At 71.1% G+C, this 16,806-nt stretch carries 14 protein-coding genes and 1 pseudogene; 11 read left to right on the plus strand and 4 right to left on the minus strand.

The genetic code is table 11. The features are described from left to right. Positions 1-38: 38 nt before the first annotated feature. The 7 genes and pseudogenes from ABG090_RS04155 (at position 39) to ABG090_RS04185 (ending at position 9,448) form a co-directional block, all read left to right on the plus strand. Positions 39-1,943 carry an ABC transporter ATP-binding protein gene (locus tag ABG090_RS04155; protein ID WP_347756672.1) on the plus strand — a complete coding sequence of 635 codons (1,905 nt, stop codon included), beginning with the start codon at positions 39-41 and terminating at the stop codon, positions 1,941-1,943. Between the two features lie 89 nt (positions 1,944-2,032). Next, positions 2,033-3,934, plus strand: a complete 1,902-nt coding sequence (typA, locus tag ABG090_RS04160) for a translational GTPase TypA (protein WP_347756674.1) — start codon at positions 2,033-2,035, stop codon at positions 3,932-3,934. A 127-nt stretch (positions 3,935-4,061) separates the two neighbouring features. After that, a complete protein-coding gene (locus ABG090_RS04165) occupies positions 4,062-5,156 on the plus strand; it encodes a PIG-L family deacetylase (RefSeq protein WP_347756676.1) in 1,095 nt (364 codons plus the stop codon). Next, a complete protein-coding gene (gene fdxA / locus ABG090_RS04170) occupies positions 5,153-5,476 on the plus strand; it encodes a ferredoxin (RefSeq protein WP_347756678.1) in 324 nt (107 codons plus the stop codon). Before ABG090_RS04165 ends, fdxA begins: the two co-directional genes overlap by 4 nt. After that, positions 5,476-6,549: a succinyldiaminopimelate transaminase gene (dapC, locus tag ABG090_RS04175; protein WP_347756680.1), complete on the plus strand. Its 1,074-nt coding sequence runs from the start codon at positions 5,476-5,478 to the stop codon at positions 6,547-6,549. The genes fdxA and dapC overlap by 1 nt, the downstream gene beginning before the upstream one ends. A gap of 133 nt (positions 6,550-6,682) precedes the next feature. Further along, positions 6,683-7,906: a citrate synthase gene (locus ABG090_RS04180; protein WP_347757485.1), complete on the plus strand. Its 1,224-nt coding sequence runs from the start codon at positions 6,683-6,685 to the stop codon at positions 7,904-7,906. 87 nt (positions 7,907-7,993) lie between these two features. Then, a pseudogene (locus ABG090_RS04185) lies at positions 7,994-9,448 on the plus strand (NCS2 family permease). 205 nt (positions 9,449-9,653) lie between these two features. Here ABG090_RS04185 and ABG090_RS04190 read toward each other — a convergent pair. From ABG090_RS04190 to dapD, 3 genes are all read right to left on the minus strand, one after another. Next, entirely contained in the window at positions 9,654-11,276 is a 1,623-nt protein-coding gene (locus tag ABG090_RS04190) for a hypothetical protein (RefSeq protein WP_347756682.1), read from the minus strand. Then, positions 11,258-12,043: an ABC transporter ATP-binding protein gene (locus tag ABG090_RS04195; RefSeq protein ID WP_347756684.1), complete on the minus strand. Its 786-nt coding sequence runs from the start codon at positions 12,041-12,043 to the stop codon at positions 11,258-11,260. Before ABG090_RS04195 ends, ABG090_RS04190 begins: the two co-directional genes overlap by 19 nt. Positions 12,044-12,150: 107 nt before the next feature. Next, positions 12,151-13,071: a 2,3,4,5-tetrahydropyridine-2,6-dicarboxylate N-succinyltransferase gene (gene dapD / locus ABG090_RS04200; RefSeq protein ID WP_347756686.1), complete on the minus strand. Its 921-nt coding sequence runs from the start codon at positions 13,069-13,071 to the stop codon at positions 12,151-12,153. A 23-nt stretch (positions 13,072-13,094) separates the two neighbouring features. Between dapD and dapE the strand changes: the two genes are divergently transcribed. From dapE to ABG090_RS04215, 3 genes are all read left to right on the plus strand, one after another. Further along, the gene (gene dapE, locus ABG090_RS04205; protein ID WP_347756688.1) at positions 13,095-14,192 is read left to right on the plus strand and encodes a succinyl-diaminopimelate desuccinylase; all 1,098 of its coding nucleotides are present in this window, start codon (positions 13,095-13,097) and stop codon (positions 14,190-14,192) included. Next, on the plus strand, positions 14,174-15,358 hold the full coding sequence (locus tag ABG090_RS04210; protein WP_347756690.1) for a hypothetical protein: 1,185 nt from the start codon (positions 14,174-14,176) through the stop codon (positions 15,356-15,358). The genes dapE and ABG090_RS04210 overlap by 19 nt, the downstream gene beginning before the upstream one ends. An 85-nt stretch (positions 15,359-15,443) precedes the next feature. Next, positions 15,444-15,617, plus strand: a complete 174-nt coding sequence (locus ABG090_RS04215; protein ID WP_347756692.1) for a DUF3117 domain-containing protein — start codon at positions 15,444-15,446, stop codon at positions 15,615-15,617. 92 nt (positions 15,618-15,709) lie between these two features. On the opposite strand, the gene ABG090_RS04220 is transcribed toward ABG090_RS04215, so the two are convergent. Beyond that, positions 15,710-16,354 (minus strand): class I SAM-dependent methyltransferase, encoded by a 645-nt coding sequence (locus ABG090_RS04220; protein WP_347756694.1) that lies wholly within the window; start codon positions 16,352-16,354, stop codon positions 15,710-15,712. 80 nt (positions 16,355-16,434) lie between these two features. Between ABG090_RS04220 and ABG090_RS04225 the strand changes: the two genes are divergently transcribed. Further along, positions 16,435-16,797: a hypothetical protein gene (locus ABG090_RS04225; RefSeq protein WP_347756696.1), complete on the plus strand. Its 363-nt coding sequence runs from the start codon at positions 16,435-16,437 to the stop codon at positions 16,795-16,797. Positions 16,798-16,806: the final 9 nt, after the last annotated feature.

The raw sequence follows: 16,806 nt of genomic DNA on the forward strand, positions 1-16,806 counted from the left end.
GCGCCCGGCGAATCCGACACCCCGCAGGAGGAGGCGGCATGACTTCCACCCACACCGAGCCGGTGCACGGCGAGCACAGCGATGTGCCCGCACTGCAGATCACCGGCCTGAGCGTCGACTTCGCCGTCGACGGCTACTGGATCCCGGCCGCACGAGAGATCTCCTACGAGATCGGCAGGGGCGAGGTCGTCGCCGTGGTCGGCGAATCCGGCTCCGGCAAGAGCGTCTCGTCCATGGCGATCCTCGACCTGCTGCCGAAGAACGCGCGCGTGCGCGGCTCGATCAAGCTGGGCGGCGACGAGCTCACCGAGATCTCGCCCACCGAGATGCGCGAGGTGCGCGGCAACCGCGTCTCCGCGATCTTCCAGGAGCCGATGACCGCGCTGAACCCCGTGTTCACGGTCGGCTTCCAGATCATGGAGGCCCTGCGCATCCACCGCAACATGGCGCCCAGCGCAGCGCAGGAGCGCGCGCTGGAGATGCTCGACCTGGTCGAGCTGCCCGATGCCATGAAGGCGTTCAAGTCCTACCCGCACCAGCTCTCCGGCGGTCAGCGCCAGCGCGCCATGATCGCCATGGCGCTCTCGCTCGACCCCGAGCTGCTGATCGCGGATGAGCCGACCACGGCGCTCGACGTGACGGTGCAGGCCGAGATCCTCGAGCTCATGCGCGACCTCAAGGATCGCCTCGGTTCCGCCGTGCTCCTCATCACCCACGACATGGGCGTCGTGGCCGACCTCGCCGACTGGGTGGTCGTGATGGAGCAGGGCCGCATCGTCGAGCAGGGCCCGGTGCGCGAGATCTTCTCCAACCCGCAGCAGCCCTACACGCAGATGCTGCTGTCGTCCGTGCCACGGCTGGGCGAGGGAGGCGGAGACCAGGAGGCCATCGACCTGACCGCCGCGCTCGCGCTCTCGACGCACGCCGACGTCGCCGACGAGGAGCTCCAGCGACGCGTCGAGGTCAACGCGCGCGCAGCCGAGGAGGCCACGCGCAGCGAGAAGGTGTTCGACGGCAAGCCCGCGCTCGTGCTCGACAGCGTCGCGATCGAGTACGGCAAGAAGGGCAAGCTCGGCACCTTCCGCGCCGTCGACGGGGTCTCGCTGCAGATCCGTCCCGGTGAGATCCTCGGCCTGGTCGGCGAGTCGGGCTCCGGCAAGTCGACCATCGGACGCGCCGCGATCGGCCTGCAGCCCATCGCCGAGGGACGGCTCGAGGTCGCGGGCATCGACATCTCCAACATCGATCGCAAGCTCGCGCGCAGCCTCAACCGCAAGGTTGGCATCGTCTTCCAGGACCCGTCGTCGTCGCTCAACCCCCGGCTGCCGATCGGCGAGTCGATCGGCGAGCCGATGTACCTGGCGAAGATCCACCGCGGGAAGGCGCTCGACACGCGCGTCGAGGAGCTGCTCGACGCCGTGCGGCTGCCGCAGTCCTACCGCAACCGCTTCCCGCACGAGCTCTCCGGCGGCCAGAAGCAGCGCGTCGGCATCGCCAGAGCGCTGTCGATGAGCCCCGAGCTGCTGGTCGCCGACGAGCCGACGAGCGCGCTCGACGTCTCGGTGCAGGCGACCGTGCTGGAGCTGCTGCGGGAGCTGCAGCAGGAGCAGGGCTTCGCCTGCCTGTTCATCAGCCACGACCTCGCGGTGGTCGACCTGATGTCGGATCGCATCGCGGTGATGCACCACGGCAAGATCGTCGAGCAGGGCAAGCGCGACGCCATCCTGCGCGCGCCCAAGGAGCCCTACACGCAGCGACTGATCGCGGCCATCCCGGTGCCCGACCCCGACAAGCAGGCCGCGCGCCGCGCCGTGCGCCTCGAGGTGCTCGCGCGCACTTCGGAGGAGTCGCCGGAGCGCGACGTTCCGGCGCTCGCCGACCCTCAGCGGATCGCCCACGACCGGCAGGCAGACCAGACGCTCGACGAGGAAGAGAAGCTCTAGCCGCTGGCGCACGAGCACGGCCGCGGTCGCCCGCTAGACTTGGCGATCGCGGCCGTTCGTCGCGCACTCCCATATCGGAAGGCACCTGCATGCCGATCGCATCGCGATCAGACCTCCGCAACGTGGCGATCGTCGCCCACGTGGACCACGGAAAGACCACCCTCGTCGACGCGATGCTGCGGCAGACGGGCTCCTTCACAGCCCACCAGGCCGTCGACGACCGGGTGATGGATTCTGGCGACCTCGAGCGCGAGAAGGGCATCACCATCCTCGCGAAGAACACCGCCATCCGCTACGCCGGCGAGCACACCGACGAGCCCGTCACGATCAACGTCATCGACACCCCCGGCCACGCCGACTTCGGCGGAGAGGTCGAGCGCGGCCTGTCGATGGTCGATGGCGTCGTGCTGCTGGTGGACGCCTCCGAGGGCCCGCTGCCGCAGACCCGTTTCGTGCTCCGCAAGGCGCTCGAGGCCAAGCTGCCCGTCATCCTGCTGGTCAACAAGACCGACCGCGGCGACGCGCGCATCGACGCCGTCGTCGAGGAGAGCCAGGATCTGCTCCTCGGCCTCGCCTCCGACCTTGCCGATGACGTTCCCGACCTCGACCTCGACGCGGTGCTCGACGTGCCCGTCGTGTACGCCTCCGGCAAGGCCGGTCGCGCCTCGACGGTCAAGCCCGCCGATGGCGCGCTTCCCGAGAGCGAGAACCTCGAGCCGCTGTTCGCCGCGATCCTCGAGCACATCCCGGCGCCCACCTACGACGACGAGGCACCGCTGCAGGCGCACGTGACGAACCTGGACGCATCGCCGTTCCTGGGGCGCCTGGCGCTGCTGCGCGTCAAGGCCGGCGTCATCACCAAGGGCCAGACGGTGGCGTGGGTGCGCCACGACGGCCAGGTGCAGAACCTGCGCATCACCGAGCTGCTGGAGACGAAGGCGCTCGACCGCGTCCCGGCTCAGAGCGCGGGCCCCGGCGACATCATCGCCGTCGCCGGCATCCCGGACATCACCATCGGCGAGACGCTCGCCGACCCGGACGACGTGCGCCCGCTGCCGACCATCACGGTCGACGAGCCCGCGATCTCGATGACGATCGGCACCAACACGTCGCCGCTCGCGGGCAAGGTCAAGGGCGCGAAGCTCACCGGCCGGATGGTCAAGGACCGCCTCGATCGCGAACTGATCGGCAACGTGTCGCTGCGCGTCGTCGACGTCGGCCGCCCCGATGCCTGGGAGGTGCAGGGCCGCGGCGAGCTGGCTCTGGCGATCCTCGTCGAGCAGATGCGCCGCGAGGGCTTCGAGCTCACCGTCGGCAAGCCGCAGGTCGTCACGCGCAAGATCGACGGCGTGCTGCACGAGCCGTTCGAGCACCTGACCGTCGACGTTCCGGAGGAGCACCTCGGCGCCGTGACCCAGCTGCTGGCAGCGCGCAAGGGCATCATGGACGGCATGCAGAACCACGGCACGGGCTGGGTTCGCATGGAGTTCGTCGTGCCGAGCCGTGGCCTGATCGGCTTCCGCACCGAGTTCATGACGATCACGCGCGGCACCGGCATCGCCAATGCCATCTCGCATGGCACGCAGCCCTGGGCGGGAGCCATCGTGACCCGCAGCAACGGCGCGCTGGTGTCGGACCGCACGGGCGTCGCGACGCCGTTCGCGATGATGGCGCTGCAGGAGCGCGGCGTCTTCTTCGTGGAGCCCGGCGACGACGTCTACGAGGGCATGGTCGTGGGCGAGAACTCGCGGGCCGATGACATGGACATCAATGTCACCAAGGAGAAGAAGCTCAACAACATCCGCTCGGCGAACGCCGACGAGCTCGAGCGACTGACGCCCTCCAAGCAGCTCTCGCTCGAGGAGTGCCTCGAGTGGGCGCGCGACGACGAGTGCGTCGAGGTGACGCCGACCAATGTGCGCATCCGCAAGGTGATCCTCGACGCCACCACGCGTGGCCGCGAGGCGAGCCGCCTGAAGAAGCAGGGCTAGCACGCAGCGAACAGGACCCCTGCTGCCAGCAGCGACCCGGTGCACCGGGTCGACGTCGGCGGCAGGGGTCCTCGTGCTGAGGCGGCCACGGCCGACGATGGGTCGAGACAGTGGTTGGATGAGAGTGATGGATTCCCGCCTCGAGCGCGTGATGTTCGTGCACGCCCACCCCGACGACGAGACGCTCTCGACCGGCGCCGCGATCGCCACCGTTGCCGCCGACGGAGGGGATGCGGTGGTGGTGACGTTCACGCTCGGCGAGCGCGGTGAGGTGCGCGCGGAGCGCCTGGCAGCAGTTCACGAGGTCGGCATCGGCGAGGTGCGGCGCGCCGAGCTCGACGCGGCCCTCCGGGCTCTCGGCGCTCGCGGCCGCCGCATCCACGGCTGGGATGACTCCGGCATGGCGTGGCACGCGAACGGCAAGGCCGGCGCCGCACCCGACGCGCCGCCCACCTCAATGAGCAGGGCCGACATCGACGACCTCGCGGATGCGCTCAGCGTCGTGGTCGAGGAGGTCGATCCGACCGCGCTCGTGACCTACGACGCCGATGGCGGATACGGGCATCCGGATCACGTCGCTGCGCACCACGCCGCCGTGCTCGTGGCCCGCCGGTACGACCTGCCGCTCTACGTGCGCACGCCCCACGCGGCCGACGCCTCGTTCGAGCTCGAGCCGGTGCGCGAGCGCGTGCTGGGCGCGCTCGCGGCGCACGGCTCGCAGCTGACCGTCGACGGCGATGACGTGCTGCACGTGGGCGGCCAACGGCGACCGATCGACAGGGTCGAGCACTACCGGCTCATCGAGGCACGGCCGAAGCGCAGCACGCGGTGGCTGCTGCGCGTCGGCGCGCTGCTCGCCGGCATCGTCGTCGGCACGGTCGGCACCTTCTCGCACCAGCAGCTGCCCTGGGGCCTGGGGCTCTCGCTCATCGCCGCCGTCGGACTCATCGCCGGTGTGCGCGCGGCGAGCGGTTCCCGACCGATGACCATCGCGGCGGTGCTGGGCGTCGTGGGAGTGATCGCGATCATCGCGATCGACCCGCTCGGGCGCGGGGCGTGGGGCACGGAGCGCTCGCTCGTGCCCGCCAACGCCGCGGGGTGGCTCTGGTCGCTGGTGCCGGCGCTCGCGTCGCTCATCGCCCTGGCGTGGCCGAACGCCGAGTCGATGCGGCGGCTTAGGATGGTCAGCAGGACCAGGACAGAAGGGGAGACAGCCCGATGACCTACGTGATCGCGCTCCCGTGCGTCGACCTCAAGGATCGTGCGTGCGTCGACGAGTGCCCCGTGGACTGCATCTACGAGGGCGACCGGATGCTCTACATCCACCCCGACGAGTGCGTCGACTGCGGCGCGTGCGAGCCCGTGTGCCCCGTCGAGGCGATCTTCTACGAGGACGATACGCCGGAGGAGTGGGCCGAGTACTACGAGGCGAACGTGCACTTCTTCGACGAGATCGGGTCTCCCGGTGGTGCCGCCAAGGTGGGCGTCATCAAGTACGACCACCCCATCGTCGCTGCCCTGCCGCCGCAGCAGCACGACTGATGCTGCTGCCCGAGTTCCCCTGGGACACGCTCGCCGGGGCGAAGGCTCGGGCCGCGCTGCATCCGGAGGGGCTGATCGACCTCAGCGTCGGCTCGCCCGTCGATCCGACGCCGCCGCTCATCCAGCAGGCGCTGCGCGAGGCCACCGACGCGCACGCCTACCCGACCAATCACGGCTCGTCGGAGGCGCGCGCCGCGATCGTCGAGTGGTTCGACCGTGTGCGCGGCGTGCCCGGCCTGAGCGACGATCACCTGCTGGTGACCGTCGGCTCGAAGGAGCTCGTGGCGGGTCTGCCGCTGCAGCTCGGCCTGGGCGCCGGCGACGTCGTGGTGCATCCGTCGATCGCGTATCCCACCTACGACATCGGCGCCCGGGTCGCCGGCGCCGAGCCGGTGCGCGCCGATGACCCCGACAACTGGCCGGAGGCGACCAGGCTGGTCTGGCTCAACTCGCCGTCGAACCCCACCGGTGCGGTGCTGGGCGTGGATGCGCTCCGTCGCGTCGTGCACGCGGCCCGTGCACGGGGGATCGTGGTCGCGAGCGACGAGTGCTACGCGCTGCTGCCGTGGACGGTCGACGAGTCGCCGTCGATCCTCGATCCGCGCGTCACCGACGGTGACCTCAGCGGACTGATCGCGGTGTACTCGCTGAGCAAGCAGTCGAACCTGGCGGGCTACCGGGCCGCCTTCATCGCGGGCGACCCGCAGCTCGTGCAGCAGGTGCTCGCCGTGCGCAAGCACCTCGGTCTGATGGCCCCGAGCCCGGTGCAGCACGCGCTCGCGGTCGCGCTCGGCGACGAGCCGCATGTCGCCGAGCAGCGGGAGCGCTACCGCGCCCGCCGCGCCCTGCTCCTGCCGGCGCTCGAGGCGCGCGGCTACGCGGTCTCGTCGGACGCCGGACTCTACCTCTGGGCGACCGACGGCACGGATGCGCTGCGGCAGGTCGATGCGCTCGCGCAGCTCGGCATCCTCGTCGCGCCGGGCACGTTCTACGGCGACGGGACGCACGTGCGGGTCGCGCTCACCGCCTCCGATGCCGACATCGCGGCGGCCGCGGCGCGCCTCCGGGGCTGACCTCACGGCGCGTGAGAAGCACTGGTCTGACGACCGATAGTGTGTCCTGGTGACGACCCACGACACCGCATCGACCCCCGCCCGTGAGGCGGATCGTTCCGTGACGCTCCAGCACGACGGCGGCTCCACCGAGCTGCGTGTGCTCGAGGCGGCCGACGGGCGCTCCGCGATCGACGTGTCGAGGCTGACGCGCGACACCGGGCTCACCACGCTGGACTACGGCTTCGTGAACACCGCGAGCGCCCAGAGTGCCATCACCTACATCGACGGCGACGCCGGCATCCTGCGCTACCGCGGGTACCCGATCGAGGAGCTGGCTGAGCAGAAGACGTTCCTCGACGTCGCGCACCTGCTCATCTACGGCGAGCTGCCGAGCGAGGACGAGCTGGCGACCTTCGACCAGCGCGTTCGTCGCCACACGCTGCTGCACGAGGATCTGCGGCGCTTCTTCGATGCGCTGCCGCGTGACGCCCACCCGATGAGCGCGCTCTCCAGCGCGGTCAGCGCGCTGTCGACCTACTACGAGGCCGACCACGATCCCCGCGACCCGGACAAGGTCGACAAGCAGACCATCCGGCTGCTCGCGAAGATGCCGGTGATCGCGGCGTACGCGCACAAGAAGTCGCTCGGCCAGGCCTTCCTGTACCCGGACAACAGCCTGAGCTTCGTCGAGAACTATCTCAAGCTCAACTTCGGCATCGAGGCCGAGGAGTACATCCAGAACCCCGTGATGGTGCGTGCCCTCGAGCGCCTGCTCATCCTGCACGCCGACCACGAGCAGAATGCGTCGACGTCGACCGTGCGCCTGGTCGGCTCGACGGACGCGAACCTGTTCGCCTCCGTCTCGGCAGGCATCCACGCGCTCTCCGGCCCGCTGCACGGCGGCGCGAACGAGGCGGTGCTCACGATGCTCCGCGGCATCCGCGATTCCGGCGAGGGCGTCGAGCGCTTCGTCGAGCGCGTCAAGCGCAAGGAGCAGGGGGTGAAGCTGATGGGCTTCGGCCACCGCGTGTACAAGAACTACGACCCGCGCGCCAAGCTCGTCAAGTCCTCCGCAGAAGAGGTGCTCGCGCAGCTCGGCGTGCGTGACCCGCTGCTCGACATCGCGCAGGAGCTCGAGCAGGTCGCGCTCGCCGACGACTACTTCCGGGAGCGCAAGCTCTACCCCAACGTCGACTTCTACACCGGCGTCATCTATAAGGCCATGGGCTTCCCGGAGCGCATGTTCACGGTGCTCTTCGCGATCGGGCGCCTGCCCGGCTGGATCGCGCACTGGCGCGAGATGATGCTCGACCCGCAGACGAAGATCGGCCGCCCGCAGCAGCTCTACGTGGGGCCCACCGAGCGCCACATCTGACGCGCAGCGTCTCCTTCTCGGGCGTCCACGCCCGCATGCCCCCCGCACGACCTTGAGTGCCGCCTGCGCGGCTGACCCGGAGCATCCATGACCAGCACCACGCAGGCAGCGCCGAAGAGCGCCGTCGACCGCTTCTTCAAGATCACCGAGCGCGGCTCGACCGTGCCGCAGGAGCTGCGCGGCGGGCTCGTGACCTTCTTCGCGATGGCCTACATCATCGTGCTCAACCCGCTCATCATTGGCGGCTTCTCCGCCGACCAGGCGGCAGTGGATGTCGAGGGCGGCTGGCTGCCGAACCACCAGGTCGCGGCCGTGACGGCGCTCGTGGGCGGCGTGATGACGCTCGCCATGGGCCTGATCGCGAACGTGCCGTTCGGGCTCGCCGCAGGGCTCGGCATCAACTCGTTCCTCGCCTTCGGCTTGGTCGGCGAGCTCACCTGGGCCGAGGCGATGGGCCTCGTGGTGATCAACGGCATCATCATCGTCGTGCTGGGGCTCACGGGCCTGCGCCGGATGATCTTCGACGCCGTGCCCGCGCCGCTCAAGGCCGCGATCACGGTCGGCATCGGCCTCTTCATCGCCTTCATCGGCTTCGTGGACGCGGGCTTCGTGCGCACCACGGGCATCGCGGCGCCGCCCGTGCAGCTCGGTGAGGGCGGCTCCATCACGTCGCTGCCGACGGTCGTGTTCATCATCGCGCTCGCGCTCATGGGCATCCTGCTCGCGCGCCGGGTGCAGGGCGGCCTGCTGATCGGCATCGTCGCCGCGACCCTCATCGCCATCGTGCTGGAGGCGATCTTCAAGGTCGGGCCGTCGCTCGGCACCGACCCCAACGCGTGGAACCTCAACCCGCCCGCGCTGCCGACCTCGATCTTCTCCCTGCCCGACTTCTCGCTCATCGGCCAGGTCTCCTTCGGGTCGTTCGAGCGCATCGGCATCCTCGCGACCACGATGTTCATCTTCACGCTCGTGTTCATGAACTTCTTCGACGCGATCGGCTCGATGACGGGATTGGCTCGCCAGGCGGGCATCTCGACGCCCGACGGGCAGTTCCCCGGCCTGAAGCGCGCGCTGGTCGTCGAGGGCTTCGGTGCGGTCGCCGGCGGTGGCGCGAGCGCCTCGTCGAACACCGTCTTCATCGACTCGGCCGCCGGCATCGGTGACGGTGCCCGCACCGGGCTCGCCTCGGTGGTGACCGGGATGCTGTTCCTGGCCGCGATGTTCCTCACGCCGCTGACATCCGTGGTGCCGCTCGAGGTCGCCGCCGCCACGCTGGTGGTCGTCGGGGCGCTCATGATGACGCAGATCACCGAGATCGACTTCACCGACTTCCGCATCGCGCTCCCGGCGTTCCTCACCATCGTCGTGATGCCGCTGACCTAAAACATCGCCAACGGCATCGGCGTGGGGTTCATCGCGTGGGTGCTCGTCAACGCGGTCGCGGGCCGCGCGAAGCAGATCTCGCCGCTGCTGTGGATCGTCGCGGTGCTGTTCGTGGTGTTCTTCGCGCGCGGACCGATCGAGGCGATGATCGGCGCCTGAGCCGCGTCGGCGCCCCGGATGCGTCCCGAGCGGAGGACGCGTTCCCGGGAGAGGACGTTCTGTCCTCCGGTCGAGCCGTCTCGCGAATCTGTCCTCCGCTGCGGACGCGTCGGTGGCCGGTGGCGCGGCGGCAGGCAGCAGGCGGCACGCGCGCTGGTCGGTGGCAGGTGGCGGGCTGGCGGGCTGGCGGGTGGCTGGCGGGCGGTCAGGCGGCGCGCGAGACGGCCGCCAGTAGCTCGGGCCAGCGTCGGTCGAGCGCCCGTCCGCCGAGGCGCACGCCCAGCCAGATGGCGAGTGCGCCCACCGCGAGGCCGAGGGCGAGGCTCAGCCATCCGAGCCACGGGATCCACGCCGACGCGATCGCCGTGCCGATCGCGGGCGCGCCGACCGTCAGCGTCGCCGCCATCATGACCAGCGCGCCCAGCAGCGCCTGCGCGCCGCCTGAGGAGCCAGCGCCGAACGGGCTCGCCTCCGGCGCCGGAGTCTGCCCGGGCATCCACGGACTGATGGCAGCGCCGACACCCACGACGACGCCGGCCGTGCCGAGGGTGGCGCCGAGCGATCCCGGCAGCAGATCCCACCGCCCAGCGATCGCGGTCGAGACGAGCGCGGTCGCGATCAGCAGCGGGCCGAACAGCGCGACCATGCCGAGGGCGCGCCCCGCGCGATCCTGCGTGCCGGAGATGCCGGTCAGCACGTGGGCGGCGACCGCGGAGTTGTCGTAGGCGGCGTCGAGCTGCGCGATCGTCATGAGCACCAGGGCGCCGAACAGCGGCATGAGCATGGCACCGATGCCGGCGGCAGCGCCGAGGTCGGGAGCGGCGTCCACCGACGGGGACTCGAAGGAGACGCTCACCACCCGGTTCATCCCGAGCACGAGCAACGGCACGAGCGGCACGCCGATGACGTTGACGAGATGCCGCGGATCGCGGAGCCGATAGCGCAGGCCGCGCGCCGCGATCGCGCCCACCGGTGTCGACGGCAGCAGCCGGTCGAGCCACGCGCCGGAGTGCGTCCGGCTCCCACCGCCGGACGCGAGGGGCGCGGTCAGGCGTGCGCCGAAGTCGTGCGCCCACACCTGCCACAGCAGCACGGCGGTGACGAGCGCGATCAGCAGCCGCGCTGCCGCACCCATCGCGTCACCAGCCGCGACCGCGTGCGGCACGCCCCATGCGGCGCCCACCGGGGTCCAGGCGAGCACGTCGGTGACGGCGCCGAACCACGAGTCGCTCGTGCCGATCGAGCTCACGCCCGCCGCGACCACCGGCACCAGCACGCCGGCCGAGATCCCGACCACGCTGCCGATCACGATCATCAGGTCGCGGCCGCCGCGCTTCGACAGCTGCCGCGCGAGGATCGAGGACAGCGCGCGGCCGGCGAGCAGGCAGGTGGCGAGCTGCAGCGGCAGGAGCAGCACCGCGGCGACGGTGGCGGGCGCCGAGACGCTCCATCCGATGAGCGTCAGCAGCAGCGCGAGCAGCGTCGCGATGCCGCCGACGCCGATCGCTCCGGCGAGCAGCACGCCCGGCAGCAGCCGGGCGGCGGGCACGGGGAGCATCGAGAAGCGCTCGGGTGCCAGCGCGTCATCGGCAGAGAGGAGCAGGCTCGCGACCGCCCACCCGATGACCAGTGCGCTGCCCAGCAGCACGACCGCATCCGGGGCCGCCTCCGGGGCCAGCACACGCAGCGCCGCCAGCAGCATCGCGATGGCGCCGAGCAGCCCGACAGCGCCCAGCACCGCGAAGACGAACGTCACGATCGCCCACCGACTGCCGGCGAGCGTGCGCCCCAGCTGCCGCAGGCGCAGGCCTAGGAGGAGCGCAGCCACGACAGGCTCTCAGCGCCGAGCGCGTGGGTGCCGACGAGCTCGAGGAATCGTCGCTGCAGCGGCTGCCCCTGCCGCACCTCGTCGAGGGTGCCGATGGCGAGCAGGCGGCCGTCGGAGACGATGGCGACGCGGTCGCAGAGCGACTCCACGAGCTCCATCACGTGGCTCGAGAGCACGACCGTGCCCCCGGACGCCACGAAGCCTCGCAGGATCTCGCGGATCGTCTCGCCGGAGACCGGGTCGACCGCCTCGAACGGCTCGTCCAGCAGCAGCAGTCGCGGCGCGTGGATGAGCGCGCACGCGAGCCCGATCTTCTTGCGCATGCCGGCGGAGTAGTCGATGACGAGCGTGGATGCCGCATCGTCCAGGTCGAGGGCCTCGAGCAGCTCGGCCGCGCGCGAGACGACGTCGGCCTCCGGCAGACCGCGCAGCAGCCCGTGATAGCGCAGCAGCTCGGCCCCCGTCAGGCGGTCGAACAGGCGGACGCCGTCGGGGAGCACCCCCATGCGGGCCTTGGCCGCGGGCGGATCCGCCCAGACATCCACCCCGCCGATGAACGCGGTGCCGGCGTCGGGCCGCAGCAGACCCGTCGCCATCGACAGCGTCGTCGTCTTGCCAGCGCCATTGGGCCCGAGCAGCCCGAACATGGTGCCGGCCGGAACGTCGAGCGAGAGCCGATCGACCGCGAGCTTCGGCCCGAAGCGCTTCGTCAGTTCGCGCAGCGCGAGCACGGGCGGCGGCGCGGCATCGGGCTGAGGATGTGGCATGCCGCCATCATCGCGCGTCCGGCTGGGCGCGCATCTCTGCGCTCGCTCAGCAATCGATCAGCGCAGCACGCGTGCGCGGCGCAGGGGCTGCGCCGCGCCGGGCTCGGTCAGTGCAGCGCGGCGTTCAGCTCGACCCCGTCGCCGTCGCGGGCGAGCACCTCGACGGCGCCGGTGACCGAGTTGCGTCGGAAGAGCAGCCCGGGTCGCCCGGAGAGCTCGACGGCCTTCACCTGCTCGCCGCTCGGCAGGAGCGTGACCTTGGTGCCCGCGGTCACATAGAGGCCCGCCTCCACCACCGTGTCGTCGCCGATCGAGATGCCGACGCCCGCGTTGGCTCCCAGCAGCACACGCTCGCCGAGCGCGATGCGCTCCTTGCCGCCGCCGGAGAGGGTGCCCATGATCGAGGCGCCTCCGCCGATGTCGGTGCCGTCACCGACCACGACGCCCTGCGACACGCGCCCCTCGACCATCGAGGTGCCGAGCGTGCCGGCGTTGAAGTTCACGAACCCCTCGTGCATCACCACGGTGCCGGGGGCGAGGTGGGCGCCCAGGCGCACGCGGCTGGCGTCGCCGATCCGCACGCCGTCGGGGACCACGAAGTCGGTCATGCGCGGGAAGCGATCGACGAGCTGCACCTGCAGGCCGGCGCGCTGCAGCTCGACGCGATGCGCGGTCGCCCACTCCGGGGCGACGGCACCGCCGTTCGTCCAGGCGACGACCGGCAGTGTGCCGAAGATGCCTTCCAGGTTGATGGTGTTCGGCCGCACCAGTCGGTGGCTGAGCAGGTGCAGGCGCAGATAGGCGTCCTCGGCGGAGGCGGGCGGAGCATCCAGATCGATCTCGACGTGCCGCAGCTCCAGCTCGACGCCGCGCGCCGGCACGGCGCCGGCGAGGCCGTCCAGGTCGCTGCCGCCGATCCATTGGGCGTCTCCTGCGGCAGCGCCGAGCGCGGGCGCCGGGTACCAGGCGTCCAGCACCCGACCCTGGAAGACGGTGACGAGTGCATGTCCGTGTGCGGGGCGAGCCATGCCCCAAGTCTAGGCTGGAGGCCATGACGGACTCCTCTCGTGACTCGCGCACGCTCGACCTGACCGCATCCTCGACCGACCTCACTCGGCAGCTGTGCGACATCGACTCCGTCTCCGACAACGAGCGGCTGCTCGCGGACGCGATCGAGGCCGCGGTGCGCACCGTCGGCCACCTCGAGGTCACGCGCGTCGGCGACACCGTGGTCGCGCGCACCGACCTCGGGCGCGACCGCCGGGTCGTGCTCGCGGGGCACATCGACACCGTGCCGATCAACGACAACCTCCCCACCCGGGATGTCGTCGTGGGCGGCGAGCAGCACATCTGGGGCCGCGGCACCGTCGACATGAAGGCCGGCGTCGCCGTGCAGCTGAAGCTCGCGGTCGAGCTCGTCGACCCCGCCTTCGACGTGACCTGGATCTGGTACGACCACGAGGAGGTCGGCGAGGAGCACAACGGCCTCCGCCGACTCGCGCTGACCCATCCGGAGCTCATGCAGGCCGACTTCGCGATCCTCGGCGAGCCGTCCAACGGCGAGATCGAGGGCGGCTGCAACGGCACGCTGCGGGCCGAGATCCGCACGCGCGGCGTGCGGGCGCACTCGGCCCGCGCCTGGATGGGGCACAACGCCATCCACGACGCGGCCGACGTGCTGCAGGTGCTGCAGTCCTACCGGCCGCGCGAGATCGACGTCGACGGACTGCGCTACCGCGAGGGGCTGAACGCGGTGCTGATCTCCGGCGGCGTCGCCACCAACGTCATCCCCGACGAGTGCGTCGTGCAGGTCAACTACCGCTTCGCGCCCTCGCGCTCCGTCGAGGAGGCCACCGACCACCTCGTCGAGCTCTTCGAGGGCTTCGACGTGCGTGTGGTCGACGAGGCACCCGGTGCGCGGCCGGGTCTCGACGCACCGCTCGCGCAGGAGTTCATCGAGGCGGTCGGGGCCACACCGCAGCCGAAGTACGGGTGGACGGATGTCGCCCGCTTCTCGGCCCTCGGCATCCCTGCCGTGAACTTCGGGCCCGGCGACCCCTCGAAGGCGCATGCCGATGACGAGTCGGTGCCGGTCGCGCAGATCCTCGCGACTGAGCACAGCCTGCGCGCGTGGCTCTCGCGAGCCTGACCGCTCCGCGCGCACCCATGCGCGAGCGCTGGTGGCTGTGGCCGCTGGCACTCTGGCTCGTGTCGCGCCTGGTCAGCACGGCGCTGCTCGGCGCGTTCGCCGGGCGTCAGGAGCAGAGCGCCTGGACGCCCGCGCATCCCGACCTGCTCGACTACTCCACGATGTGGGACGCCCACTGGTACTACATCGTCGCGATGAGCGGGTATCCCACCGAGCTGCCGCTCGACGACTCGGGCCACGTGGGCGAGAACGCCTGGGCGTTCATGCCCGTCTACCCGATGCTGGCGCGGCTGCTGATGGCGGCGGGCCTGCCGTGGGAGGGCGCCGCGGTGCTGCTGTCGGTGCTCGCCTCCGCGGCGTTCGCGCTCGTCGCCTATCGCCTCTTCGCCGAGATCGCGCCCGGCAGAGAGCGCTTCGCGCTCGCGATCGTGCTGCTCTCGCCGCTCGCGCCCGTCTTCCAGCTCGGCTATGCCGAGGCGCTGTTCCTGCTGCTGCTCGCGGCAGTGCTGCTCGCGTGGCGGCTGCGCGAGTGGGAGTGGCTGTGGGTGCTCATCCCCATCATGGCGCTCACCCGGCCAGGCGGCCTGGCCTTCGCGCTCGCGCTGGGGCTGTGGTTCCTGGTGCGCTGGTGGCGCGAGCGCGACGCGTTCGAGACAGGGGAGCGATGGATGCTCGTCGGGCTCGGCGCCTGGAGCGCGCTCTGGGGCTTCGGCTGGCTGATCGCGTGCACCATCGCGACCGGCAGCACGAGCGCCTACCTCGAGACCGAGCTCTCCTGGCGCTCCGCGTACATCGGTAGGCAGGAACTCGTGCCCTTCACGACCTGGCCGATCGGGCTGGAGTGGTGGTTCGGCGCCTGGTGGCCGCTCTGGCTCGGCGGCATCGTGCTCCTCGCGGTGGTGCTGCTCGCCGGGCCGTGGGCGACGACGGTCGGCATCGAGGCGAGGCTGTGGGTGGTGGCCTACCTGCTCTACCTCGCGGCCGTCTGGTTCCCGCAGTCGTCGACCTGGCGGCTGCTCATGCCCGTCTTCCCCGTGGCCGTCATCCTTGCGTGCGTGCGGCATCCGTGGGCGCGGGCAGCGCTGCTGGCGGTCTGCGTCGCGCTGCAGCCCGTGTGGATCTGGTGCTGCTGGCACGTGGTGGGCAGCGATTGGACCGTGCCCTAGCACGGGCGGCCATGGGTGCGCCCTGGGCGTCCTGTGTCACCGGAACGTGAGATAATGGCCCTACAGGAACTGAAGGGGGAGCCGCATGGCCGCCATGAAACCACGCACGGGTGATGGACCGCTCGAGGCAGTCAAGGAGGGCAGGCTCATCGTCGTGCGTGTCCCGCTCGAGGGTGGGGGACGCCTGGTCGTCTCCGTGAACGATGAAGAGGCGGCAGCGCTGCACCAGGCGCTCGCCGGGGTCGTCGTTACCGCGTGACCGATATCGGCCGATGAGGGCTGACGACGAGGGGCCCGATCCATTGCGGATCGGGCCCCTCGTCGTCGGTGCCGGGATGCCCGGCCAGCGGTTCAGGCGGAGGCGGGCTCCGGCAGTCGCACGATCTGCAGCAGGCCGTCGCCCACCGGCGACACCGCGGCGCGCACGGCGTCGGAGGTGGAGAGCTCCTTGAGCAGCGCACGCAAGTCGGCGACCTCGTCGTTGCGCTGCGCGGGATCGGCGACGCGCCCGCCCATGAGCGCGTGCGCGACCAGCACCGAGCCGCCCACGCGCACGAGCGAGAGCGCATGCTCGACGTACTCGAGCAGGTTCGCCGCATCGGCGTCGAGGAAGACGATGTCGTAGCTCGCCTCGTTCATGCGCGGCAGCACGTCGCGCGCCTTGCCGGTGATCAGGCGCGCGCGTGTGACGGGGATGCCCGCCTTGGCGAACGCCGCGCGGGCGTGCTGCTGGTGGTCGAGCTCGGTGTCGATGGAGGTGAGGGTCGCGGTCGGCGCGCCGCGCAGCAGCCAGAGGCCGCTGACGCCGGCGCCGGTGCCGACCTCCAGGATGGCGGAGGCCTGCGTCGCCGCCGCGATCGCGGCGAGCTGCGCGCCGACAGCGGGCGCGATGGGCGCGACGCCGAGCTCGAGCGAGGCGTCCCGGGCCCCGGTGAGGGCCTCATCCTCCGAGGCGAGGTCGTCGAGGTACTTGGCGATGAGCGGTGATGTCTGCACGGTTCCTCCGACGTCGAGCGTAGCGACCGCGGTGCCCGGGGCTGTCCGAGGCTCGCCGCAGTGCTCGCTACCCTAGTGGGGTGTCCCTGGCAGGCATCACGCTCGACAAGCTGATGATCATCCTGATCCTCGCGGCTGTGCTCATCGGCCCCGAGCGCCTGCCCATGCTCGCAGAGCGGCTCGGCACCCTCGTTCGCAGCCTGCGCGACCTCGCTGGCGGCGCGAAGGAGCGGATGCGCGAGGAGATGGGCCCGGAGTTCGACGACGTCGACTGGAAGAAGCTCGATCCGCGGCAGTACGACCCGCGCCGCATCGTGATGGATGCGCTGCGGGACGAGCCGGCGGACTTCCACACGGAGGCGCCGAAGTCGCGGGTGCTGCGGACGACCGCGAGGCCCCGGCGCGACCTCGGGCCGATGCGCTTCGACGACGAGGCGACCTAGCGCAAGCGC

The organism is Agrococcus sp. ProA11 (assembly GCF_039880525.1).
In the GTDB taxonomy this organism is placed as follows: Bacteria; Actinomycetota; Actinomycetes; order Actinomycetales; family Microbacteriaceae; genus Agrococcus; species Agrococcus chionoecetis.